Source organism: Rhizobium yanglingense (assembly GCF_977109285.1).
In genome coordinates this window covers 250377-272542 of the sequence record NZ_CDSAWY010000002.1, presented here as the reverse complement: position 1 = coordinate 272542, position 22166 = coordinate 250377, and the positions used below count along the sequence as shown (strand labels likewise).

15 protein-coding genes, 1 tRNA gene and 12 pseudogenes are annotated in these 22166 nt (G+C 60.4%); 17 read left to right on the top strand and 11 right to left on the bottom strand.

Annotation, left to right across the window (positions count from 1 at the left end; all coding sequences use genetic code 11):
• Positions 1-53: 53 nt before the first annotated feature.
• Positions 54-521, bottom strand: a pseudogene (locus ACW4PC_RS02525) (Lrp/AsnC family transcriptional regulator).
• A 159-nt stretch (positions 522-680) separates the two neighbouring features.
• Here ACW4PC_RS02525 and ACW4PC_RS02520 point away from each other — a divergent pair.
• The 7 genes and pseudogenes from ACW4PC_RS02520 to ACW4PC_RS02490 all read left to right on the top strand — a co-directional run bounded on the left by ACW4PC_RS02520 (position 681) and on the right by ACW4PC_RS02490 (position 4419).
• Positions 681-854 carry a hypothetical protein gene (locus ACW4PC_RS02520; protein WP_455872722.1) on the top strand — a complete coding sequence of 58 codons (174 nt, stop codon included), beginning with the start codon at positions 681-683 and terminating at the stop codon, positions 852-854.
• A pseudogene (locus ACW4PC_RS02515) lies at positions 790-1062 on the top strand (phenylalanine 4-monooxygenase); the annotation flags it as partial. The gene ACW4PC_RS02520 and the pseudogene ACW4PC_RS02515, both read left to right, overlap by 65 nt.
• 124 nt (positions 1063-1186) lie before the next feature.
• Positions 1187-1558 carry a hypothetical protein gene (locus ACW4PC_RS02510; RefSeq protein ID WP_455872721.1) on the top strand — a complete coding sequence of 124 codons (372 nt, stop codon included), beginning with the start codon at positions 1187-1189 and terminating at the stop codon, positions 1556-1558.
• A gap of 106 nt (positions 1559-1664) precedes the next feature.
• Positions 1665-2230, top strand: a pseudogene (locus ACW4PC_RS02505) (arginase family protein).
• Positions 2130-2543 (top strand): arginase family protein, encoded by a 414-nt coding sequence (locus ACW4PC_RS02500; RefSeq protein WP_455872940.1) that lies wholly within the window; start codon positions 2130-2132, stop codon positions 2541-2543. Before ACW4PC_RS02505 ends, ACW4PC_RS02500 begins: the two are co-directional and overlap by 101 nt.
• Positions 2544-2624: 81 nt before the next feature.
• Positions 2625-3582, top strand: a pseudogene (gene argC / locus ACW4PC_RS02495) (N-acetyl-gamma-glutamyl-phosphate reductase); the annotation flags it as partial.
• Positions 3574-4419 (top strand): annotated as a pseudogene (locus ACW4PC_RS02490) (sulfite exporter TauE/SafE family protein). The pseudogenes argC and ACW4PC_RS02490, both read left to right, overlap by 9 nt.
• 174 nt (positions 4420-4593) lie before the next feature.
• On the opposite strand, the pseudogene ACW4PC_RS02485 reads toward ACW4PC_RS02490, so the two are convergent.
• Positions 4594-5556, bottom strand: a pseudogene (locus ACW4PC_RS02485) (COX15/CtaA family protein); the annotation flags it as partial.
• 111 nt (positions 5557-5667) lie between these two features.
• On the opposite strand from ACW4PC_RS02485, the pseudogene ACW4PC_RS02480 reads away from it, so the two are divergent.
• Both ACW4PC_RS02480 and ACW4PC_RS02475 read left to right on the top strand, forming a co-directional pair.
• Positions 5668-5878: pseudogene (locus ACW4PC_RS02480) on the top strand (DUF2842 domain-containing protein).
• Between the two features lie 123 nt (positions 5879-6001).
• A pseudogene (locus ACW4PC_RS02475) lies at positions 6002-7226 on the top strand (GNAT family N-acetyltransferase).
• Here the strand turns inward: ACW4PC_RS02475 and ACW4PC_RS02470 are convergent.
• A pseudogene (locus ACW4PC_RS02470) lies at positions 7227-9368 on the bottom strand (GumC family protein).
• A 193-nt stretch (positions 9369-9561) separates the two neighbouring features.
• Between ACW4PC_RS02470 and ACW4PC_RS02465 the strand changes: the two are divergent.
• The 6 genes and pseudogenes from ACW4PC_RS02465 (at position 9562) to ACW4PC_RS02440 (ending at position 14721) form a co-directional block, all read left to right on the top strand.
• Positions 9562-10137: a polysaccharide biosynthesis/export family protein gene (locus ACW4PC_RS02465; RefSeq protein WP_022714777.1), complete on the top strand. Its 576-nt coding sequence runs from the start codon at positions 9562-9564 to the stop codon at positions 10135-10137.
• A 6-nt stretch (positions 10138-10143) separates the two neighbouring features.
• On the top strand, positions 10144-11325 hold the full coding sequence (locus tag ACW4PC_RS02460) for a glycosyltransferase family 4 protein (protein WP_455872720.1): 1182 nt from the start codon (positions 10144-10146) through the stop codon (positions 11323-11325).
• A 46-nt stretch (positions 11326-11371) separates the two neighbouring features.
• The gene (locus ACW4PC_RS02455; protein WP_455872719.1) at positions 11372-12922 is read left to right on the top strand and encodes an undecaprenyl-phosphate glucose phosphotransferase; all 1551 of its coding nucleotides are present in this window, start codon (positions 11372-11374) and stop codon (positions 12920-12922) included.
• A pseudogene (locus ACW4PC_RS02450) lies at positions 12919-14207 on the top strand (O-antigen ligase family protein). Before ACW4PC_RS02455 ends, ACW4PC_RS02450 begins: the two are co-directional and overlap by 4 nt.
• The gene (locus tag ACW4PC_RS02445) at positions 14204-14497 is read left to right on the top strand and encodes a helix-turn-helix domain-containing protein (protein ID WP_455872718.1); all 294 of its coding nucleotides are present in this window, start codon (positions 14204-14206) and stop codon (positions 14495-14497) included. Before ACW4PC_RS02450 ends, ACW4PC_RS02445 begins: the two are co-directional and overlap by 4 nt.
• Positions 14498-14571: 74 nt before the next feature.
• A complete protein-coding gene (locus ACW4PC_RS02440; RefSeq protein ID WP_455872717.1) occupies positions 14572-14721 on the top strand; it encodes a hypothetical protein in 150 nt (49 codons plus the stop codon).
• Positions 14722-14724: 3 nt separating this feature from the next.
• Here the strand turns inward: ACW4PC_RS02440 and ACW4PC_RS02435 are convergent, their stop codons facing one another.
• On the bottom strand, positions 14725-14937 hold the full coding sequence (locus ACW4PC_RS02435) for a hypothetical protein (protein WP_455872716.1): 213 nt from the start codon (positions 14935-14937) through the stop codon (positions 14725-14727).
• A 318-nt stretch (positions 14938-15255) separates the two neighbouring features.
• Between ACW4PC_RS02435 and ACW4PC_RS02430 the strand changes: the two genes are divergently transcribed.
• Positions 15256-15519, top strand: a complete 264-nt coding sequence (locus ACW4PC_RS02430) for a hypothetical protein (RefSeq protein WP_074067353.1) — start codon at positions 15256-15258, stop codon at positions 15517-15519.
• A gap of 918 nt (positions 15520-16437) precedes the next feature.
• Here ACW4PC_RS02430 and ACW4PC_RS02425 read toward each other — a convergent pair.
• Together ACW4PC_RS02425 and ACW4PC_RS02420 are read right to left on the bottom strand one after the other, a co-directional pair.
• A tRNA-Pro gene (locus tag ACW4PC_RS02425) sits at positions 16438-16511 on the bottom strand.
• 243 nt (positions 16512-16754) lie between these two features.
• Positions 16755-17372 (bottom strand): annotated as a pseudogene (locus tag ACW4PC_RS02420) (HAD family hydrolase); the annotation flags it as partial.
• A 253-nt stretch (positions 17373-17625) separates the two neighbouring features.
• Between ACW4PC_RS02420 and ACW4PC_RS02415 the strand changes: the two are divergent.
• Complete coding sequence (locus ACW4PC_RS02415) at positions 17626-17940, top strand: DUF1236 domain-containing protein (RefSeq protein WP_455872715.1); 315 nt, start codon at positions 17626-17628, stop codon at positions 17938-17940.
• A 358-nt stretch (positions 17941-18298) separates the two neighbouring features.
• Here the strand turns inward: ACW4PC_RS02415 and ACW4PC_RS02410 are convergent, their stop codons facing one another.
• From ACW4PC_RS02410 to ACW4PC_RS02390, 5 genes and pseudogenes are all read right to left on the bottom strand, one after another.
• Positions 18299-18835: a MerR family transcriptional regulator gene (locus ACW4PC_RS02410; RefSeq protein WP_455872714.1), complete on the bottom strand. Its 537-nt coding sequence runs from the start codon at positions 18833-18835 to the stop codon at positions 18299-18301.
• Between the two features lie 181 nt (positions 18836-19016).
• A complete protein-coding gene (locus tag ACW4PC_RS02405; RefSeq protein ID WP_022714764.1) occupies positions 19017-19355 on the bottom strand; it encodes an integration host factor subunit alpha in 339 nt (112 codons plus the stop codon).
• Positions 19356-19466: 111 nt separating this feature from the next.
• On the bottom strand, positions 19467-20438 hold the full coding sequence (locus tag ACW4PC_RS02400) for a beta-ketoacyl-ACP synthase III (protein WP_074067343.1): 972 nt from the start codon (positions 20436-20438) through the stop codon (positions 19467-19469).
• Between the two features lie 19 nt (positions 20439-20457).
• Positions 20458-21504, bottom strand: coding sequence for a phosphate acyltransferase PlsX (plsX, locus tag ACW4PC_RS02395; RefSeq protein WP_455872713.1), 1047 nt, complete (start codon positions 21502-21504; stop codon positions 20458-20460).
• 105 nt (positions 21505-21609) lie between these two features.
• A pseudogene (locus tag ACW4PC_RS02390) lies at positions 21610-22163 on the bottom strand (YceD family protein).
• Between the last annotated feature and the right edge of the window lie 3 nt (positions 22164-22166).

The following is a 22166-nucleotide window of genomic DNA, read 5'->3' as shown; positions in this document are numbered from 1 at the left end:
TACGGATTTTGCAAAGGCCGGGTCTTTCCCGGCCTTTTCTTTTGCAACCGGCCTCAGATCGGCAGCTCTGTCGTAGAACTTCAGTTCGCGCAGCACGAAGCTCGAAACCACAGTGCGCACATGTGGATTGCGCATCAGGTAGCGTGTCATGAAGGCCTCGTAGGCTTTCGACGTCGCGCGCCCTGATCTTCAGCATGTAGTCGAACGTCACCCGATAGCGCATAGCATTCCATGATCTCAGGCCGGTCGCAGCACTGCGGCGGCAAAGGCTTCGATCGCCTCTTCGTGGTGGTCCTCCAAGCGTTACATGGGCGATGATGCAGAGCTTGAGATCGAGCTTTGCCGGATCGAGGAGCGCCACACGCTTGCGAATGACGCCTTCCGTCTCGAGTTCCTGCATCTTGCGCCAGGCCGGTGCTTTGCGACATGCCGGCCTTTTCCGCCAGCTCGGCGAGCGACAGACTGCTGCCGGCCTGCACAAGCTGCAGGAGCTTGCGAGCCGCCTTCAAATTTTCTTTCATTCTTTCCCCTCATCTCACGGAATATTCTGCCACGATTATCCAACCATAGTCCGGCAATGCAAGAAATGTTTACCCGCATTCCCAGGGATCATAATGGTGACATGACAGCCGGAGGTCGGAATCGCCCGGCTCATTGGATCAGAGGACGGGAGGCCGCTCATGACCAAGGAAAGCACCTACACGGCCAACCTACCCGGACGCGAACGGCATCGTATCACTACACCGCTGAAGAAGACGCGAATCTGGGGCGAGCTCTATCGAGCGCCAGATGACGCTGCTCGCCGACAAGGCCTGCCGGGAATATCTGGACGGCGTCAAAGACCCTCGGGCTGAAGCCAGAAAAGGTTCCGCAGCTTCGTCGACGTCAATCGGCGTCTTGAACGAGACCACCGGCTTCGGCGTCGAAGGCGTCCCTGCCCTCATTCCGCCGTCGCGCTTCTATGAACTTGCTGTCGCAGGGCAAATTTCCGCTGGCGACCTTCATCCGCGCCGCCGCGAGCATATCGATTATATCGAGGAGCCGGACCTCTTCCACGAGGTCTTCGGCCATTGCCCGCTGCTGACCAACCAGAGCTACGCCAATTTCGTCCGCCGCTTCGGCGAGAACGGCCGTCCGCCTCGGCAAGGGCTATTCCTGGCACCTGTTCCGGATCTTCTGGTTCACTGTGGAATTCGGCCTCATCAACACGCCGCAGGGACGCCGCTGCTTCGGCGCCGGCATCGTCTCCTCGCCCAGCGAGGCGCGGGCGGCAATGGAAGGCAAGGCATGCGAATTCCGGCCGTTCGACCTGATGACAGCGCTGAGAACGCCCTACCGGATCGATATCGTCCAGCCGATCTACTACGTCATCGACAGCTTTGCGCAATTGGAAGTCGATCATCGAGGAAGATATCGGTGCCGCGATCAACGAGGCCAAGGCTCTCGGCGACTTCCCGCCGGCATTCGAAGCCAAGGCGTCCTGACCGACACGGAATTCGTTTCGCTTCGGGGCTTGCCTTCGTCGGCCGTGATTGTCCAACGTCCCGCCAACATGTGATGGACGGGACGACCATGGCCAGAGAAGTCGATCGATCACGCTATTATGGCGACCAGCCTCACATCGCTCGGCCACTGACCCGACCTTTGCCGGCGCGCTCTCCTTCATGCGGCGTCGGTTCACCAAGAGCTCTGACAGGCGCCGACGCCGTCGTCTGGGGCATTCCCTTCGATGCGGCAACCTCCAACCGGCCCGGCGAACACGCTTCGGGCCGCAGGCGATCCGCCGCGCCTCGGCGATCTTCGACAACGATCCGCAATATCCCTTCAATCGCGATCTCTTCGCCGAAATGGCGGTGATCGACTACGGCGACTGCCTGCTCGACTACGGCAATCACCAGGAGACGCCGGCGGCGATCGAGCGGAGGCCGCAAACGATCCTGAAAGCGGCGCCTTCCTGCTCACGCTTGGCGGCGATCACTATCGTCACACTGGCCGCTCCTCAAGGCGCATGCCGCCAGTGCACGGTCCGCTGGCGCTGGTGCAGTTCGACGCGCATCAGGATACCTGGCTCGACGATAACCGGCGGCATCGATCACGGCTCCTTCGTCGCACGCGCGGCTCGCGACGGCATCGATCGACCCGGACCGCTCCATCCAGATCGGCATCCGCACCCACGCGCCGGAGGATTTCGGCATTCGCATCCTCTACGGCCATCAGGTCGAGGAAATGAGTGCCGGCTGAGATCGCCTACGGCAATCGTCTCGCACACCGAGGACGCTGCGGCCTATCTCACCTTCGATATCGACTGCCTCGATCCGGCCTATGCGCCAGGCACCGGCACGCCAGTAGCGGGCGGGCCGTCGAGCGCCAAGATCCTTTCGGTCTCTGCAGCGCCTGCAGCACGCTCGATATCCGCGGCGCAGACGTGGTCGAGGTCGCGCCGGCCTTATGATCACGCCGATATCACCGCCATTGCAGGCGGCGACGGTCGCGATGTATATGCTCGGGCTCCGCGCCGAGAGGCGACGCAGCGGCGACGCTAGCGCCTGTTATCAAACTGATTCAACTTCATGGCACACTGATTCCGGAAGCAATCCGAACTCATTGGAAGCGCAGGATTAATCATGGCACCGAAAATCTTCATCGATGGCGAACACGGCACAACGGGTCTGCAGATCCGCACGCCGCATGGCCGGCCGCTCGCGATGTCGAGCTTCTGTCCATTCCGGAAGCCGAGCGCCGCAATGCCGCGATGCGCGAGGACCTGCTGAACAGCGCCGATGTCGCCATCCTCTGCCTGCCCGACGACGCCTCGAAGGCAGGCCGTCGCAGATGCTCGACGGCGAACAACAATGTGCGCGATCATCGACACCTCGACCGCCTATCCGCGTCGATCGCCGGACTGGGCCTATGGCTTTGCCGAAATGGACAAGGAGCAGGCCGGCAAGATCACGCGACGCCCGTTTCGTCGCAAATCCCGGCTGCTACCCGACCGGCGCCATCGGCCTCATCCGGCCGCTGCGCGCAGGCAGGCATCCTGCCGGACGGCTATCCGGTCACGGTCAATGCCGTCTCCGGCTATACCGGCGGCGGCAAGCAGATGATCGCGCAGATGGAAGACCCGAGCCGCGACGGATCACATCGACTGCGCCGCATTTCCTCTACGGCCTGCCGCTGACAGCACAAGCATGTGCCGGAGATGCAGACCCATGGCCTGCTCGACCGCGCGCCGATCTTCTCGCCCGTCGGTCGGCACGCTTCGCCGCAGGGCATGATCGTTCAGGTGCCGCTGTATCATCGATCGATCTGAACGCGCGACGCAACGCTCGAAAGCATCCACGCGGCGCTCGACTGCCCACTATGCCGGCCAGTCGATCGTGGAGGTCGTGCCCGCTGGAAGAAAGTGCGAAAATTGCCCCGCGTCGATGCTGTCGAACTTGCCGGCAAGGACACGATGAAGCTCTTCGTGTTCGGCACGCCGGGCGCCAGGTCAGGTCGACCTTCGTCGGCTGCTGCTTCGACAATCTTGGCAAGGGCGCCTACGGGTGGCGGCGGTCCAAGAACATCGACCTGATGCTCGCCTGCGTAAACCTTCCGGAGCCGCGAGGACATGTCCGGATCGACACGCTTTCGGCCGGCGTTGCTGAATGGTTTTCCGCTGCGCTGCCAGATCACGGCATCTATGCGCTAATCTTCTTTGCCTTCATTGCCGGAGCTCTGCGCGCGGCTTTTCGGGCTTCGGGCCTGGCGCTGATCTTCGTTCCGCTTGGCGGTGCGATTGTCGGCCCGAAGCTGCCGTTTCTCCCGTTTTGCTTCTCATCGACGGGCTTGCGACACTCGGGATGATCCCGCCTGCCTGGCGCAGCGCCAACCGGCGTGAAGTCTTCGCGATGGCGATCGGCGCGGCTCTCGGCGTTCCCGCGGGCACAGTTGCGCTGGCGCTGACGGATACATTGACGCTCCGACTTGCAGATCATTGCCGCCGTGGCTGTGTCGCTGCTGGCGCTCCTCGTGTCCGGCTGGCGCTATCACGGCGAGCCGCGCGCGCCGCTCAGCGCCGGGGTCGGCCTTATCGCCGGTCTTTTCAGCGGCGCGGCAACAGCTCTGGCGGCCCGCCGGTCGTTGCCGATTGGCTCGGCGGCAAGAGCGAGTTCACCCGCGTCCGGGGCAAACGTCGACCCGCTACTTCTCGATCTCCACCTGCTTCAGCGCAATCAGCTATTATGCCGGAGGGCTTTTCGTGCAGGCCGTCTTTGCTCTCGACGCTCGTCATCCTGCCAGGCTATGCGCTCGGCCTCTATGGCGGCTCGAAGCTGTTCGGCTTGGCGAAGGAGAGCACGTTCCGCCTGATCTGCTATCCGCTCGATCGCCGCGGCCGCCATCATCGGCATGCCAGCGCTCGACGGGATTTTGCGGTAGACGTCCTTGCACGCAGCCCCTCCTGCTCAGTCCCTTTCCGCACGCATCGTGTCGTGGCGCAAACGACACCGTAGAAGCCGCGCCAGTTGGCGACGGCGAAGCCCAGAGACGATCCAGGGCGCCTGCCTGATGTAAAAGACCCCAATGAAGCGGGACCTGCAGAAGGAGCGTGGCGATGCCGATTGCGGCCTGCAACGTGACGAGCGCGAAGAGAACGACAGCGCGGCGGGCGTGGGTGGTTTGGGGAGCTGCGCGCAGCGCGACCACCATATCGACGAACGCGAGCGCGAAGAGCACGTAGGCGCCGGTGCGATGGATGAATTGAACGGTCTTCGGGACTACGAAGAAATTGATCCAGGCCGGCTTTTGGATGAGAAGATCGGAGGGGATGATCGCGCCGTCCATCAGCGGCCAGGTATTGTACGCGAAGCCGGCGTACGATACCGGCCGCCAGCGCGCCGAGATAGATCTGGAAGAGCGCGAAAATGGCAATTATCGCCGCCCATGCCGCGAGCTTTCGGTAGGCGCGGTGTCGTTCGAATGCGGGGAAAGGCCGCGCATGATCCACATGCAGGCGGCGAAAATCAGGCATGCCATGACGAGGTGCGCCGCGAGGCGATACTGGCTGACGTCCGTCCGCACCGAAAGACCGGACGAGACCATCCACCAGCCGATAAAACCCTGCAGGCCCCCGAGCGCCAGGATGCCGGCGAGCGGCCAGCGCAGCCGCCGTTCGACCATGCCCGTGCAGCCAGAAAAAGACAAGCGGCAGAGCCGAAGATGACGCCGATCCCGCGGGCAATCAGCCGGTGCGCCCATTCCGCACCAGAAGATGGTCTTGAAATCCTCCACGGTCATGTCGCTGTTTAGCTGCTGGAATTCGGGAATGCGTTGGTAGAGTTTGAATTCTTCCTCCCATTCAGCGGCAGTGAGCGGCGGTATGACGCCGTGGATCGGCTTCCATTCCGTGATCGAAAGGCCGGAATTGGTAAGACGCGTCGCGCCGCCGACGAGCACGAGACAGACGAGCGCCAGGAGCACGATACCCAGCCAGATGCGCAGTGCGCGGCGGTTCCGGTCCAACCTGCGGACCTCGCTCAAGATCGTCTGTTGCGTGGTCAAGTTCGCGACGGCCATGATTGTTCCTTCTTTCCGGCAGTTGATTTGCCCCAACGGCTCATGCAAAACAAGCCCCGAACCTTGCGGCATGCCGTCGCGTGGGTCCACATAACTTTGGAAAGAGAATTCATGCCCGTCCGCGTGCGCAAATTCATCGGCACGATCCTCATCGTCGTTCTCGTGCTTCTTTATGCGCTTTTGGCGAACACGATTGCCGTCGCGACACTTGGGGAATCGGTCGTGGTGGGTCCACCTCCTCTATTTCTCGGTGACGGGCCTTGTCTGGGTCCTGCCGGCGATGCTGATCATCAAATGGATGGCCGGTCCGCGGCAGAAGTGAACGCCGTTAACGCCGGAATAACCGTGATGCGCGGAAAAGACGGTCTGCCCTCTTGCATTTAAGCCAAATGAAGGCGCTCGCCCTTTATGCTTCCGGCCAAGCCATCTTGACCGGAGAAGACCCGTGCAGACGCAAAAGCTCGATGCCCATCAACGACCGCTCGACGAAGCGGCGAAAGCCGCGGCAGGCATTGCGAACACTCGCTCGCTGAGCGCGGAACTCGATGTCACGGTCTTCGACACGATGGCGCCGCTGGAAAGGGATTGGCGTGCCTTGGAGCTCGACGATCTAACGTCTCTCCATCAGGGCTATGACTGGTGCCATAGCTGGGTCGGCGCCTATCGGCGGCCGCTCGCCATTTTGCGGGGCGTCTGCGGGCCAGAAACGGCCTTTATCCTGCCGGTCGAAATCGAGCGCTCCCATGGCGTGCGGATCGCGAAATTCATCGGCGCCAATCACAGCAACATCAATACCGGACTTTTCACGGAGCATTTTCTCCGCCGCGCCGTTGACCTCGACGCGCACTCTTTCGCCGAGAGCCTTCGTCACGCCCTTCGCGGCAAGGCCGATCTGCTGCTCTTGCAGAACATCCCGCTGGAATGGCGCGGTCAGAAGAGCCCGCTCGGTCTGTTGCCATTGGTGCAGAACCAGAACCACGCCTATCAGCTGCCGCTGCTTGAAAATTTCGAGGCGACGCTCAGGCAATTGAACTCCAAGAGCCGGCGGAAGAAGTTCCGGGTGCAGTCGAAACGGCTCGAAGCCATCGGCGGCTTCGACTATGTCGCTGGCGGGACGGCCGGCGACCAGCACGCCTTTCTTGACCGGTTCTTCGCTCAGAAGGCCGAGCGCTTCAAGGCACTCGGGCTGCCCGACGTGTTTGCCGACGCCGAAACGCGGACATTTCTCCATGGCCTGATCGATATCCGCGAGGGCGACGACTTCGGGCTTGAGATGCATGCGATCCGCCTCAAGGGCGAAAACGAAGAGCATATCGCTGCGCTATCCGGTATATCGCGCAAGGGCGATCACGTGATCTGCCAGTTCAGTTCGATCGACGAAAGCATTGCGGCGGATGCAAGCCCGGGCGAATTCCTCTTTTGGCAGATGATTTCCAAATTGCACGGGAAGGGCGTCACCCTCTTCGATTTCGGGCTCGGCGATCAGGTCTACAAACGTTCTTGGGCACCGATCGAAACGGAATCATCACGATGTAGTGCTGCCGGTGTCCTTCGTCGGAAGGATCGCCGGGCTTGCGCACCGGGCCATCACGCGGAGCAAGGCCCACATCAAGGCTCGGCCTGGCCTCTATAAATTCGCGCAGCGCGCTCGTTCAAAGATCGGCGTCTGATCACGCCGCGCGGCGCGGGAGGTCCTCTGCAATTGTCTCGTCGCCGGACATCAGCACGACGCGCTGATAGCCCGCCTTTTCGAATTCCGTCATCGCGAAGACGAACTCCTCTTCGATCACGTCCGGCATCGAAAGGATGATCTCGACATCCTTGCTGCGCGTCAGGCGGGAGACGCCGGCAACATCGGCTGCGCCGCACTCGACAATCACGAGATCATAGGCTGAGGACAATGCGTCGAGCAGCAGCGAAAGCCGGTCTGCGCCGCGCATCGCCTGACGGATGTCGCTGATGCCCTGCGGGATAGAATCGAGCATCTCAGCAACGGTCGCCATGCGATCGTTTCGCCGAAAGCGGCAGCGCCGCAGAGCAGATCGGTGACGCCCGGCGCATTCGGGTCGTCGCCCATCAACTCGGTCGGATAGCCGGAGCCGGTCATGTCGACCAGAACCACGCGCTGACCGACGTCGGCAAGTGCGCGGGCCAGCGAAACAGTCGCCGCGGAGCCATCGTCGCCAGTCGGCGATATCGCGACAGCGAGCGTTGCCCGGCTGCTCGTGAGATAATGGGCGACAGAGCTGATCGAGAATTCGCTTTCTTCTTCCAAAGGTGCAGGCGCCTCCTGCGCCGGCTCTTCTTCCACCGGTGCCGAAAGCATGCTGGGCTTGACCTCGCGCCTGGCTTTCGGCGCGGCGGCGGCCTGCGCTTTTTCTTCTGTCGGCGCAGCAGGCTCGACGCTGCCGTCGACCGGACGCAGTGCCCGGCCGCTGAAGAGTTCGGCGAGCATGATGACGATCGCACTCATGACCAACGTCGCGACGGCAGCGACGACAACGATCGGCACGACCTTCGGGAAGTACGGATCGACAGGCTCGATGGCGCGCGAGACGATGCGCGCATCCGCCGGGCTCGAATTGCTGTCGGCGCGGGAAGCGGCTTCCCGGTAGCGAGCGAGGTAGGTTTCGAGCAGCTGGCGCTGGGCGTTCGCCTCGCGCTGCAGGGCATTGAGGCCGACCTCGTCTTCGCCCGCCTGGGCGCTGTTTGCCCGCAACGTGCCGGACTGGCGCTCGAGTTCGGCAGCACGAAGGCCGGCGACCTTCGCCTCGCTCTCTACGCTGGCCAGGATCTTTTGCGTTTCCTGGCGGATCTGCGTCTTGATGTCTGCAAGCTGCGCCCGCAAGCTCTTCAACTTCGGATGGTTATTGAGCAGCGACGTGCTGAGATCGGAAATCTGCGACTGGAGGCCCGAACTCAGTGGCCTTCAGCCGCTGCATGGACTGCGAGGACATGATGTCCGGCAACGTATCCGAGGCCTCACCGGAGGCGAGGGCGTTGCGGACGGACTGGGCGCGCGCCTCGGCATTCGCCTTTTCGCCGCGTACGCGGGTCAGCTCAACAGAGATATCGTTCAGCTGCTGCTGCGGAAAGTTGCTGCCTCCGTTCGTCGGCAGGAGACCGTGCTTGGCGCGGTATTCGGCAACCTTCTGCTCGGCGTCGTTTACCTTCTTGCGAAGGTTCTCGATTTCCGGCTCGAGCCAACGGGTGGCCTCCGAGTTCGTATCGAGTTTGGCGCCGCTCTGCGTCGCGAGATAGACATTCGCCATGGCATTCGGAATGCGCGCGGCAATCTTCGGATCCTTCGACGTGAAGGTGATGCCGATGACGCGCGAACCGGGAACCTGGTAGACCTGAAGGCGCTCGATGAACGCATCGATCACGCGCTCTTCAGGCGGATTTTCAAGCGGGTTCTTCTTGATATGCAGTGCCACAAGGATGTCGCTCAGCGCAGAGCCGTTGACGGCATCGTCGAATTCAGGCAGCTCATAGAGCTTCTCGCTGTTGATGACCTGCTTGATGATATCGGCGGACTGCAGAAGCTGAACCTGGCTCGCAATGTTCAACTCGTCGAGCAGCGGTCCGGCATTGCCATCGTTCGATTGGGTGTTGGCGAAGGCCGGCGCACGCTGCTCGATCAGCAGACGCGTTTCGGCACTGTATTTCGGCGAGATCATCTTGGCGCCGGCAAAGGCGACCCCTGCCCCGATCAGCGTGACGGCGACAACCTTCAGCCGGCGGGCCCAGACGGCTCGAACGAGCTGGCCAAGGTCGATGTCCACATCCTGATTACCCGTTACGCCGGACATACTCGTACTCCGAGAACAAACATGGCGCGAAGCGTAAACGACTATAGTAACCCGACGGTTAATGTTGCCCCGCATAAGCAAAGCGAGGCGTGACCGGGCAAAAAGCAAAAACTGCGGCGCATTTTTACCAGTCATTAACCCTAACGGATCGATAACGGCAGCACCTAGTTCGTTTCCTGTGAGCATAACGCGGATGCTTTTCGTCCAGCCCAAGACGCTTCTGGCTCTGAGCCTTGTCGCCATGACGGCGGCATTGAGCGGTTGCAACACCTATAAGCCCGCGCCGAGAGCTTTCAATCAGGCAACGATCCAGCCCTATACGCTCGACAGCGGCGACCGCCTGCGCATCACCGTTTTCGATCAGCCGAGCATGACCAATACCTATATGGTCGATCAGGCAGGCTACATCGCCTTCCCGCTCGTCGGACAGGTGCCGGCGCGCGGACGCACGCTGCAGCAGCTTTCCGGCCAGATCGCCCAGAAGTTGCAGCAGGGCTATCTGCGCGATCCCGATGTGACGATCGATGTCGACCGCTACCGTTCCATCTTCATCATGGGTGAAGTCGGTCAGCCCGGCCAATATTCCTATGTGCCAGGCATGACAGTGCAGAACGCGATCGCCGTTGCCGGCGGCTTCACCTCGCGCGCCAATCAGGGCACGGTCGACGTCACCCGCAAGATCAACGGCCAGGTGCTGACCGGACGCGTCAACATTTCGTCCTCAATCATCGCCGGCGACACGATCTATGTCCGCGAACGGCTGTTCTGATCGCTGATGGCAGAGCAGCGCCCCCTCCGCATACTCCATTGTTTCAGATCGCCCGTCGGCGGGATATTTCGCCATGTCCGCGATCTGGTGGAAGAACACAGCACGGCCGGGCATGAGATCGGCATCCTCTGCGACAGCTCCACCGGCGGCGAGCACGAGGACCGGCTTTTCGACGATATCCGTCCCTTTCTCTCGCTCGGGCTGACGCGCATACCGATCCGGCGTTCCGTGGCGCTTTCCGATATCGGCGTGATATGGGAAACATACAAGAAAATTAAAAGTTTGCGGCCGGATGTGCTGCACGGACACGGCGCCAAGGGCGGCGTGCTCGCGCGCCTTGTCGGCTCAGCCTTGCGGGTGAACAGGTATCGCGTAGCCCGCCTCTATACCGCCCACGGCGGAAGCCTGCACTATTCCCGCTCGTCGCTCACCGGACAGTTCGTCCTGCGGATGGAGCGGTTGCAGGAATATTTCACTGATGCCCTCGTCTTCATCTGCGAATACGAACGCGACACCTATGCGCAGAAAGTGGGCCGGCCGAGACCCATGACGCGGCTGATCTACAACGGGATCGGAGAGCGGGATTTCCAGATCATTCCCACACGATCCGATGCCGTACATTTCATCTATGTCGGCATGCTCCGGGACCTTAAGGGTCCCGATCTGTTTGTGGATGCATTTGCCAAGACCGAGCGGCTGATTGGTCGCCCTCTTTCCGCGCTGATGATCGGCGACGGGCCGGACCGGGAGAAATACCGTGACATGATGGTCGAGCGCGGCCTGGGCAAGCGTATCGGCATGCTGCCGCCGATGCGTGTGCAGGAAGCCTTCGCGATGGCGCAGAACCTGGTGGTGCCATCCCGCGCCGAAGCCATGCCCTACATCATCCTCGAAGGGCTCGGCGCCGGAAAGACGGTCATCGCCAGCCGCGTCGGCGGCATTCCGGAAGTGCTCGGCAGGAGCAGCCCTGCCCTCGTCGCGCCCGACAACGCGGATGACCTGGCCCGCGTCATGGCCGACGCGCTGACGACACCCGGCTGGCATAATGCCGTGATGCCTTCGATCAACTCGGTGAAGTCCATTTTTTCCTCTTCCGTAATGGCAAGAGATGTCCTGAAACTGTACCACGCGCTCGCGGAGGGGACTTCAGCCTCCGAAACCTATGAGGCATCCGTAAATCTTTCTTAGGGCCTTTCTGCTAATGCCGTTTGAAACAACGAGCGGCTGAAGCCTTATGAACAAAGCAGAAAAGAGCGATCAGTTCGACGTGGAAGCCCTGCGCAAGCGGGTTTCCGCTGCCAACGCAGACGGTGGCGGGAAGGAAACCCCCGGAGAGATCAACGCCTATGCCCGGCAGATTGCCGAACAGTTCCGCGAGGGAACGCGTTCCCCGTCGATGGTCATCGGCCAGCTGCGCCTCTTCGAATTCGTCTCGCAATTCGCAATCGGGCTGCTTGCCTTCCTGATCTGGCCTGGAGACGGCAGCGAAAGCCTTGGCGCGCGAGCGGGCATAGCAGCAGCAGCCGCGGCGTTGGGCGTCATGGCGCTGCAGCTTTCGGATACCTATTCCATTCCGGCGCTGCGGGCCCGCATTCGCCTGCTGCCCCGCATCTTCGGCGCGTGGGCGGCTGCCTTTGCCGTGACGGAAGTGATCTTTTCGCTCTTCCGCGATCTCGCATGGGCAGAGATAAACCTGCATGTCGCCTGGTTCTCGCTTGCCTCAGTCTTCCTGCTCGGCTCACGCTTCCTGGTCGCCTACGGCATCCGCAACTGGGCGCGCAACGGCGTCATGGAGCGCCGCGCCGTGATCGTCGGCGGCGGCGAACCTGCCAAGGATCTGATCCGCGTTCTCGAGCAGCAGGCAGACAACGACATCCGCATATGCGGCATCTTCGACGACCGGGGCGAGAAGCGCTCGCCGGTCATGGTCGCCGGCTATCCGAAGCTCGGCACCGTTGCCGAACTGGTCGAATTCGTACGGCTGACCCGGATCGACATGCTGATTATCGCGCTGCCGCTCAGCGCCGAGGCGCGCATCCTTCAGCTTCTCAAAAAGCTTTGGATCCTGCCGGTCGATATCCGCCTTGCGGCACATGCCAACCGCCTGCGGTTCCGGCCGCGTGCCTATTCGCATATCGGCTCCGTGCCGATGCTCGACATTTTCAAGAAGCCGATCCGCGATTGGGACTCGGTCGCCAAACGCGGCTTCGACATCTTCTTCGCATCGCTTGCGCTTGCTTTGCTCTGGCCCGTGATGATCCTGACGGCCATTGCAATCAAGCTGACGTCCAAGGGTCCAGTCTTCTTCATGCAGAAGCGGCACGGCTTCAACAATGAGGTCATCAACGTCTTCAAGTTCCGTTCGATGTACACCAACATGAGCGATCACAACGCCAAGGTCGTAGTGACCAAGGGCGATCCGCGCGTGACGCCGGTCGGCCGCTTCATCCGCAAGTCCTCGATCGATGAATTGCCGCAACTGTTCAACGTGCTGAAAGGCGATCTCTCGCTCGTCGGCCCCCGGCCGCATGCAGTCCTGGCGCAGACCAAAGATCGCGCCTGGGGCGACATCGTGGAAGGCTATTTCGCCCGTCACCGCGTGAAGCCCGGCGTGACCGGCTGGGCGCAGATCAACGGCTGGCGCGGCGAGATCGACAATGACGAAAAGATCAAGTTCCGCACCGCCTACGACCTATACTATATCGAGAACTGGTCGCTCTGGTTCGATCTCAAGATATTGTTCCTGACGCCGGTGCGGTTGCTCAACACGGAAAACGCCTATTGAGCGCGATCGAGGCGGCATATTCCCACGTCGCCCAACCGCAGCGCGCCGCACTGCGCTTCATCGGCTCGGCGATGGTCGCCTTCGGCGTCTTCCTCGCTGGCTTCGTCATCAATGAGCCTGCGCCTTACGAACTGTGGATGGCGGGGCTCGTCGGCATCTGGTTCATCCTCGGCCTTCGAATCTCGCGCTTCACCGCGATGCTTCTGACCCTGCTCCTGACCTTCAATGTCGGCGGCATGCTTTCACTGACGCAAATGAAGGACATGACCGGCGGGCCGATGTATGTTGCGGTCTCGACCTTCCTTGCCCTGACCTCGGTCTTCTATGCGGCCATCATCGAAGACAGCGCCAAGCGGCTGCCACTGATCTTCAATGCCTGGGTCTTTGCAGCCGTCATCACCTCGTTGCTCGGTATACTTGGATATTTCCATGCCTTTCCCGGCGCCGAGGTCTTCACGCTCTACGACCGCGCGAAGGGCGCATTCCAGGATCCGAACGTCTTCGGACCGTTCCTCGTCCGTACCGTCCCTCTATCTTATCCACGGCATATTGACGCGTGACCTGAAGACCTCGCCGTTGCGCGCCGCCGCGCTACTGATCGTTGTGCTCGGCGTATTCCTGTCCTTCTCGCGCGCCGCCTGGGGCCTCTTCCTGCTCGGTGTGGTGCTGCTCATCTTCCTGATGCTCCTGAAGGAGCGAAGCGGCGTTTTCCGGCTGCGCATCCTTATCCTCTCGCTTCTGGCGACCGTTTTGATGGTCGCAGCCCTTCTGATCGCGCTTCAATTCCCGCAGGTCAGCGATTTGTTCAGCACCCGCGCACAGCTGGTCCAGGAATATGACGGCGAATATCTCGGCCGTTTCGACCGCCACCGCATCGGCTTTCAGATGATGATGGAAAGGCCGCTCGGTCTCGGCCCGATGGTGTTCGGCACCATCTTTCCGGAAGACGAGCACAATATCTGGCTGAAGACGCTGACGACCTATGGATGGCTCGGCTTCGTCTCCTACGTGTCGCTGCTCGTGTGGACGCTTTACCTCGGTCTCAAGAACCTCGCTCAGGAATCGGCCCTGGCAGCCTTATCTGATGATCGCCTGGATCTGCATCATCGGCCACGCGGTCATCGGCAACGTGATCGACATCGACCATTGGCGGCATGTCTATCTTCTCTTCGGCATCGTCTGGGGGTGCGCAGCACTCGAACATCGCTACCGGCAGAGTTTCCCGGGCATAGTGCGGCCTAAGTACTTGAGAACGGCGGCATTCGCGCTAAACTTCCAAGCATGATCACAGGAATGCAGATACGCGGCGCGCGCGCCATGACCGGGATGAGCATCGATGAGCTTGCCGCTGCGTCCGGCCTGACGCCGGAAGCTATAGAGGCACTCGAAGACGGCGACGGAATGGGCGAGCCCGGCGCATTCCTTGCCGCCAAGCACGCGCTGGAAGCAGCCGGCGTGATCTTTATCGCAAGCGGCAATCAGGACGAAGGCGGCCCGGGCGTGCGTCTGCGGGCGCGCACGTCAAGCGACGACGGCATCCGCCCCGAAAACCTCAACGCTGCCAACGACGACTGAGTGTGGCCCGCACAAGGAACCAAAGGGATCTTCACGCGTTTTTCCTTCGATATCAAAACGTTGGGGAAAACATCTTGAACCGCAACAATGGTCTATATTTCGTCATCGGCGCCTTGGTCGTCGTCATTGTCGGCCTTGGCGTCTATATTTTCAATGAGGAACGCAAGCCCGATGGCATCGAACTTCGCATCGGCCAGAACGGCATTTCCGTCGAGGAAAAGTGAGGGCTAGAGATAGGCCTTCGCAAGGGCGGCGAGTTTCGTGCTGTCCTTGGCACCCTGGCGATAGAGCTGGATGATCAGCGCGCCGAGGTGCTCGGCTTCGGGCGTGTTGCGGCTTAGTCCCCTCGCCTTGCAGACGATATCCAACACTCCGGAAATCACATCTAGGTCTTCCGAAAAGAGCGGCAGATCACGGGGATGAAAAGGTGTATCGAGCATCGAGCCGCACTTCCCATGAGGGCAAAAGCACAACTAGCATCATTCGCCAGCCGCCCATCCATGGCCGACGATATAGATAATATGCGCGCCGATTTCCGGCTTGGCAACTGGAACAAATGTCTCGGGGTCGCAAGCTGGTTTCCGGCGCGCCTGCGCTTGTGCCGGCCCCCCGACTGGCGTTCTGCCTGCTTTTTTTGCATGCCAGTCGAGCTTACGCTTTCCCGCATAAAACAGAGCACCATTTACTTGGTGCGCCAGAGGCGCGCGACACGGAAACGTTGCGCCGTTACGCGGCAGAACATTTGAAGGCCAACAGTAATGGGAATTCGACCGACGATTTTGATAGCTGCACTGGTGTTATCCGGCTGCACCAGCGGCTCCGAAGGAATTGAGCCGATACGCGGAAGCATCACATATGGAGGCCAGCCACCGGTGCGGCTTAGCAAATCGCCCCCCGGCTCTGTTCTGCCCCATCAATTTATCGACCCGACCGGCCGATGGGTGGAGGAAACCTACATCATTCAACCGGACAGAAGCCTCAAGCTCGTAAGACGGCGTGATGTGGTCGACAGCGCCGATTGAGTGGACACAAGCAAAGGAAGGGCCGGTGCAACACCGGCCCTTCCTTGGAAGCACATCGGTTACTTGTTACCGCATAGTTCTGCCATGTCGGTCTGGTCGTCGCCGCGACCAGGAGAGGTCCGCGCCTTGTCGTACGCAGGGCAATTGCCTTCCATGGAGCCTCCCCGTGTCATGGTCGTGCTGCCGGTTACATTGGGATCAACCGCAGCAGGCGCATTGCTATTGTTGCCGAAAGGATAGTCTTCCCCTTCCTGCACCGATGGCGGCGAATTCGTTGAGCTGGCCGGAGCGCCTTGGCTCTGGGCATAGGAAGCCGATGTTGCCGTGCCGAGGGCCAGAATGGATGCTGCTGAAAAGTTTCATAGGCATAACGTCCTCCAGTGTTGCGTGGGTGACGGCAGGCTAACCCTAAGGGGACGGGCTTGTTCCGGGAAAGACCGGCGCTGCATGATAACAGCTCATCACGCTTTTGCGCGCGGCCGGTTTCTTCCGGCTCCGCCGTGACGAGCTCTCGGTCAAGTTTTTCCTGAGATTTTAATGTGATAAACGGTCGGGGCGACTGGACAAGGTGTACGCTCCGCCAAGGGAATTTTGCAATCGGGTCTACTGGAGCGCGATCAAAGATCTGCGCCTTTCAACCGTGCAACGCCCGCGACGATGGGCGTTCGCTGCCGGCTGGCCTTTACAGGGGGCGAAGACATTTTCGAGGCGGACTTGGACGCGTGGTTCCACAAGCACTGGATTTGCCTGGCGTCCGCGACGTTCCAAAACCAGGTGACGCCACCGATGGAACACTGTAACCTTGTTCAGAGCCCAAAATAACTGTTCCAGATAGAAATAGCGGCCAGTCGGACGTTGCCCCACCAGCCGCCTTTTCGGATGCCCAAAGATAACTCGTTGAATTAACGAGTAAAAATCTCGGAATGGCCGGATTTGAACCGACGACCCCTTGACCCCCAGTCAAGTGCGCTACCAGACTGCGCTACATTCCGTCACATGCCTCATTCGGTGGGCCTCAACAATTTCGCTGATCCTTATATCGAACCAGCGCCCCTTGATCCAGTCAAGTGCGCTACTTGGTTGCGCTACGCCTCGACCTGCCGAAACAGCTTGTTTCGTTTAGTTTTTCGTGTCGCCCAATGCAAGCGGAAAAAGCCGTACTCCGCGCAAAAAGCCGATGTGCCACTTAGGTTCCGAACGATTCCGATTCCGATGCCTCCGATTGTCTTCACGGTCCATGCCTCGTAGTCCGCAATCGAGAAATGCGGTGTTTCGAATGGCGTGGCATGTGTCGCGGTAATGACGGTGACATCGGCTCCTGCACCTTCTCCCGCAAGTATGCCCGCAACCGCGTCTTCGAAGACCAAGCAGCGTTTCGGATCGACACCCAGGCGGCTGGCGCCGAGCAGGTAGCATTCCGGGCTGGGCTTGCCTGCCTGGACTTCCTCGCCGGTGACGATGACCTTCGGCATCGGGATACCGGCGGCGGCCATGCGTCGCTTGGCGAGTTCAAATGGGGCGGAGGTGACGATCGCCCATCTGTCGGCGGGAATGCCGTTTAGAAAGCGGATTGCGCCGGGGATCTGCACGATGCCGTCGACGTCTTCCATTTCCTCGATCAGGAGTTTTTTCGCTTCAAGCACCGGATCCACACCGGGAAGCGCCATTTGACGGATGGTGTCGCTGGCACGGACGCCGTGTATCGTCTTCAGAAACACTTCCGGCTCGAGGCCGTGATCCTTTGCCCAATCGCCCCAGATGCGCTCGACGACCGCTATGGAGTTAAGCAGCGTGCCGTCCATGTCGAAAAGGAATGCATCGTAGGCTTTGCCGGGTACATTGGGAGAGGACACAGGGGAATTCCTTGTGAAATGGGGCTTTATAAGCAGAAAGGCGGACGGAGATCAGGATTGTCTCTCCCGTTTTTCTGGCGGTTCTCAGCGCACGAGTCCTTTCGTGCGATCCTCTCTAAACAGATGCCGGCGGCTTTGCCAAGGTCGGTGCCACGTCAGCGCCGAAGCAGCAGGCGGCTGTGACCTTTTCCGGAACAACGGACCGGTGGGGGCGTTTTTCTTCAAGGCTGGGTAGGAAAAGGAGATTTGTCCTATGCGCAAGACCATGCTGGCTACGGCCGCCGTAACGCTGACGGTCTGCTCTGCCGCCTTCGCGCAGAGTACGGTAATCGTTGACCCTGCACCCACCGGCTCCATCGTGTTGCCGGGCGAAGTTCGCACCTATGTGATGGAGCAGCAGGTACCTTCTGTCGTCTATGAGGGGGATGTCGTCGTCGGAACGATGCTTCCGGAGACCGTCGAAATTCACGAGGTCCCGGATATGGACGGTTATGCTTATACCGTTGTCAACAATCGCAGAGTGATCGTCGAACCTCAGACACACCGCGTCATTCAAATCCTCGAGTGACCAGATCAGGCGCGAAGCTCACAGCTTCGCGCCCATGTCCCTCCCAGAGCAGCAGACAGAACAGGCTTTCCATCCTCAGGAAGCCTTCTCAATGTTTTGATCCAGAGCCGGCGATGAATAGCCTTCCCCGGCGCATGCCGCGTGCAGCTGTTCCGCCAGCCGCATGGCGATCACGACCGCTGGTAGCGCCGGATTCGCTGCCCTCCCGTCGGAAAGACGCTGCTTCCGGCGACATTTTCCATCGGAGACGGCAATCGGGCGTCGACGATACCGCCTGGGAATTGGCCGACGTCAGGCCGATCTGGTGATCACCGTCCACTGCCTGGTCAAGGACCGCATTCCCAGGGCGCAAGGATTTTTAACGCACCTGATCGAGAAGGCGCTTGCATTCCAGAAGATCGTAGAGCGCCTCCTGCAGAAGCGCCCTGTCCTCCTTGCTGACGCTCGACTTGCCGATCGAGACTTCTGCCTGATCGTCGTCGCCGGCAACGAAATTGAAGAAGCGGCGGGTAATCGGCGGCTTTGCGCGGCCGACCAGCTGATCCTCCTCCGCAATGCCGACGCGCGGTTCACCCGGAGCACTGTCCCTGCCACCCGCGGCAAGCGCCTCGACGCTGGCGAGATCGCCTTGCGCGACAGCGACGACGAACTTGTTGCCGTTCGTCTTCAGGAGCTTCTGAACGCCCTTGATCGTATAGCCATGGTCGTAAAGGAGATGGCGGATGCCCTTCAGCAGATCCACGTCTTCCGGCCGGTAATAGCGGCGCCCACCGCCCCTCTTCATTGGCTTTATCTGCGGAAAGCGCGTTTCCCAGAAACGCAGAACGTGTTGCGGCAGATCGAGGTCGTCAGCGACTTCGCTGATTGTTCGGAAGGCATCGGGGCTCTTGTCCAAGGTCGTACTCCCTACGCGATCACCGGTGGCGGTTCAAACCGCGACTCATCATATTTCAACGGTTTGCGGCGTTGAATTCAAGTCATGTCTTCGCATAGCCCACAAGCTGGAAGCGCGCTTGGAGAAAAATGATCAGGAGGCAGCAATCAGGGACAGATATTCAACTTATCCCATTGCACCCTTACATGGCCGGATTTGCGGGTTTCTGCTTGACCTTGCGCAGGGTGTGCGCCTTGAGAATACGGGTCTTCAGGACGTTCGAAGCCTTGAAGGTCATTACCCGGCGGGGCGAGATCGGCACTTCTTCACCCGTCTTGGGGTTGCGGCCGATGCGCTCGTTCTTATCGCGGACCTGGAAGGTGGCGAAGGAGGAAAGCTTGACGGTTTCGCCACGGACGATGGCGTTGCAGATTTCGTCGAGCACGGTCTCGACGAGTTCGGCGGATTCGGTCCTGGAGAGACCGACCTTCCGGAAAACCGATTCCGCCAGGTCTGCTCGCGTCACTGTCTTTCCGGTCATGGTCTCCCCACCAATTCTACAAAATATTTTTTAAAAGCGAGCAAAGACTATTTGTCTTGCGCCTTACGGTCAAGCTCTTGTTCGTCGCCAGTTTTTTGCAATTCTTCGCCGTCACCAGCGCAGCAGCAAAGCACCCCAGGTGAAGCCGCCGCCCATCGCCTCCAGCATCACCAGATCGCCTTTCTTGATGCGTCCATCGCCTGCTGCAGTGGCAAGTGCGAGCGGGATCGAGGCGGCTGAGGTGTTGCCGTGCAGGTCGACAGTGATGACGACTTTCTCGGGGGCAATATGCAGCTTCTTGGCGGAGCCGTCGATAATGCGGCGGTTCGCCTGGTGCGGCACAAGCCAGTCGAGATCTTCGGCGGTCGTACCCGTCGAATCGAAGGCGGCCTGGATCACGTCGGTGATCATGCCGACGGCATATTTGAAGACCTCGCGGCCTTCCATGCGCAACTTGCCGACAGTGCCAGTGGTGGACGGGCCGCCATCGACGAAGAGTTTCTCCTTGTGTGAGCCATCGGAGCGAAGATGCGCCGTCAGGATGCCGCGATCGGCCGTCGTACCCTCACCTTCGGCAGCCTCGATCACGATCGCGCCGGCGCCGTCGCCGAAAAGCACGCAGGTGGTGCGGTCGTTCCAGTCGAGGATGCGCGAGAAGGTTTCCGCACCGATCACGAGTGCACGCCTGGCGAGGCCGCCACGGATATAGGCGTCGGCCGTCGTCACGGCATAGACGAAGCCGGTGCAGACCGCCTGAACGTCAAAGGCGAAGCCGTGGTGCATGCCGAGACGGTTCTGGATATTGACCGCCGTCGCCGGGAAAGTGTTGTCCGGCGTCGAGGTGGCGCAGATGATGAGATCGATATCGGCAGGCGTCAGCCCTGCCTTGTCGAGCGCCGCACGCGCAGCCCGCTCGCCGAGCGAAGACGTCGTCTCGTCATCGCTTGCGATATGTCGCTGGCGGATGCCGGTGCGTTGGACGATCCACTCGTCAGACGTATCGACGACATCTTCCATCTCGCGATTGGTCATTACGCGTTTCGGAAGTGCGGCTCCGAACCCGCGAACCACTGAACGGATCATTCTGGTTAAACCTCGTTGCTCATGCGGCTTCCGGCCCCATCGGGGGTAACCGCTTGGCATGATATTTCTTGAGATCGTTTTCTATTTTCTGATTGAGGCCATTCTTGGCCATATCATAGCCGACCTCGATGGCAGCAGCGATGCCGTCTGCATTGGCGCCGCCATGGCTCTTGATGACGATGCCGTTGAGACCAAGGAATACGCCGCCATTGACCTTGCTCGGGTCCATCTTTTCGCGAAGCATGTCGAAGGCGCTCTTGGCAAAGAGATAGCCGATCCTGGCAAGCAGCGTGCGCGACATCGCGGCACGCAGGTATGCGGCGATCTGTTTTGCCGTACCTTCTGCGGCCTTCAAGGCGATATTGCCCGAAAAGCCTTCGGTCACGACGACATCGACGGTGCCTTTCCCGATGTCGTCGCCTTCGACGAAACCGGAATATTCGAGCGAATCGATATTGGCCTCGCGAAGCAGCCGGCCTGCTTCCTTGACTTCTTCCTGGCCTTTCACCTCTTCGACGCCGACGTTCAGCAGGCCGATCGTCGGCCGTTCGAGTTCGAAGAGGGCGCGCGCCATGGCGCCGCCCATCAGGGCGAAGTCCATCAGCTGCTGAGAATCAGCGCCGATCGTCGCGCCGACATCGAGAACGATGCTCTCGCCCCGCAGCGTCGGCCAAATGGCCGCAATCGCCGGGCGCTCGATATTGGCCATCGTGCGCAGACAGAACTTTGCCATGGCCATCAGAGCGCCGGTGTTTCCCGCGGAAACGGCGACATCAGCGTCGCCCGTCTTCACGGCCTCGATCGAGCGCCACATGGTGGAAATATATCGGCCGCGGCGTAGCGCCTGGCTGGGCTTCTCGTCCATGCGAACGGCAAGTTCGCAATCGTGGAAGACGGACTTTTCCCTCACCTTCGCAAACTTGGCGAGAACCGGATCGCACTGCTCTTTCAGTCCAAAAAAGACGAAGGAGATATCGGGATGCCTTTCCAATGCTTTCGCGGCACCGGGGATGACAACCTGGGGACCAAAGTCGCCACCCATGAGGTCGAGAGATATTCTGATCACGCGTCCCTGATCCTTTTCTTTCGCCTGAGGGGAGCGAAAATTTCGGCCAAAATACCGGTTTTCCTATCGCTTACAACTGAATTGTGTCAAATACCCCACGGGTGTTCAGTCCTTCTGCCAATCCTTGAGTACCGCAAAGGCAGAAGGCTTCTTATCGTTTTCCCCGTATCTTCGATATGGCCGGAGAACTCGACACCCTTCTTGCGGGGATAGGGATCGATCGCCAGCGCGGCGAATTCCATCACCACTTCTCCCGCGTCGATCGTGTCGCCGACGAAGGTTTCAGGCAGGTCCGGCCCGTCAGGATCGAGGACCATTTCGCCGGCATCATTGGCCGGGTGCCGGGCGAGTTTCGAATTCTCGGGCACGTAGATCTGCTCGAACTGCTCGTCGATATCGGCAGGTACCGGGTCGAGCGTCACCACGCAGGCCTGAACGATCTTTGCCTGCACCCTGCCCTTCACGCGGACGCCATCCTTCTTCCAGCGGTTGATTTGCAGGTCCGCACGCAGATCGTCGACGGACAGTACATCCCAGCGTTCGGCAAGCGCTTTCCGCTCCTTCTCGTCCGCTTTGAGGTGCACTTCGACAGGGTTTGCGGAGATATGGCCGACCTTGACGAGGTAAGAAAATGGAATGTCGTCGTTGCGATGTTTCATGGC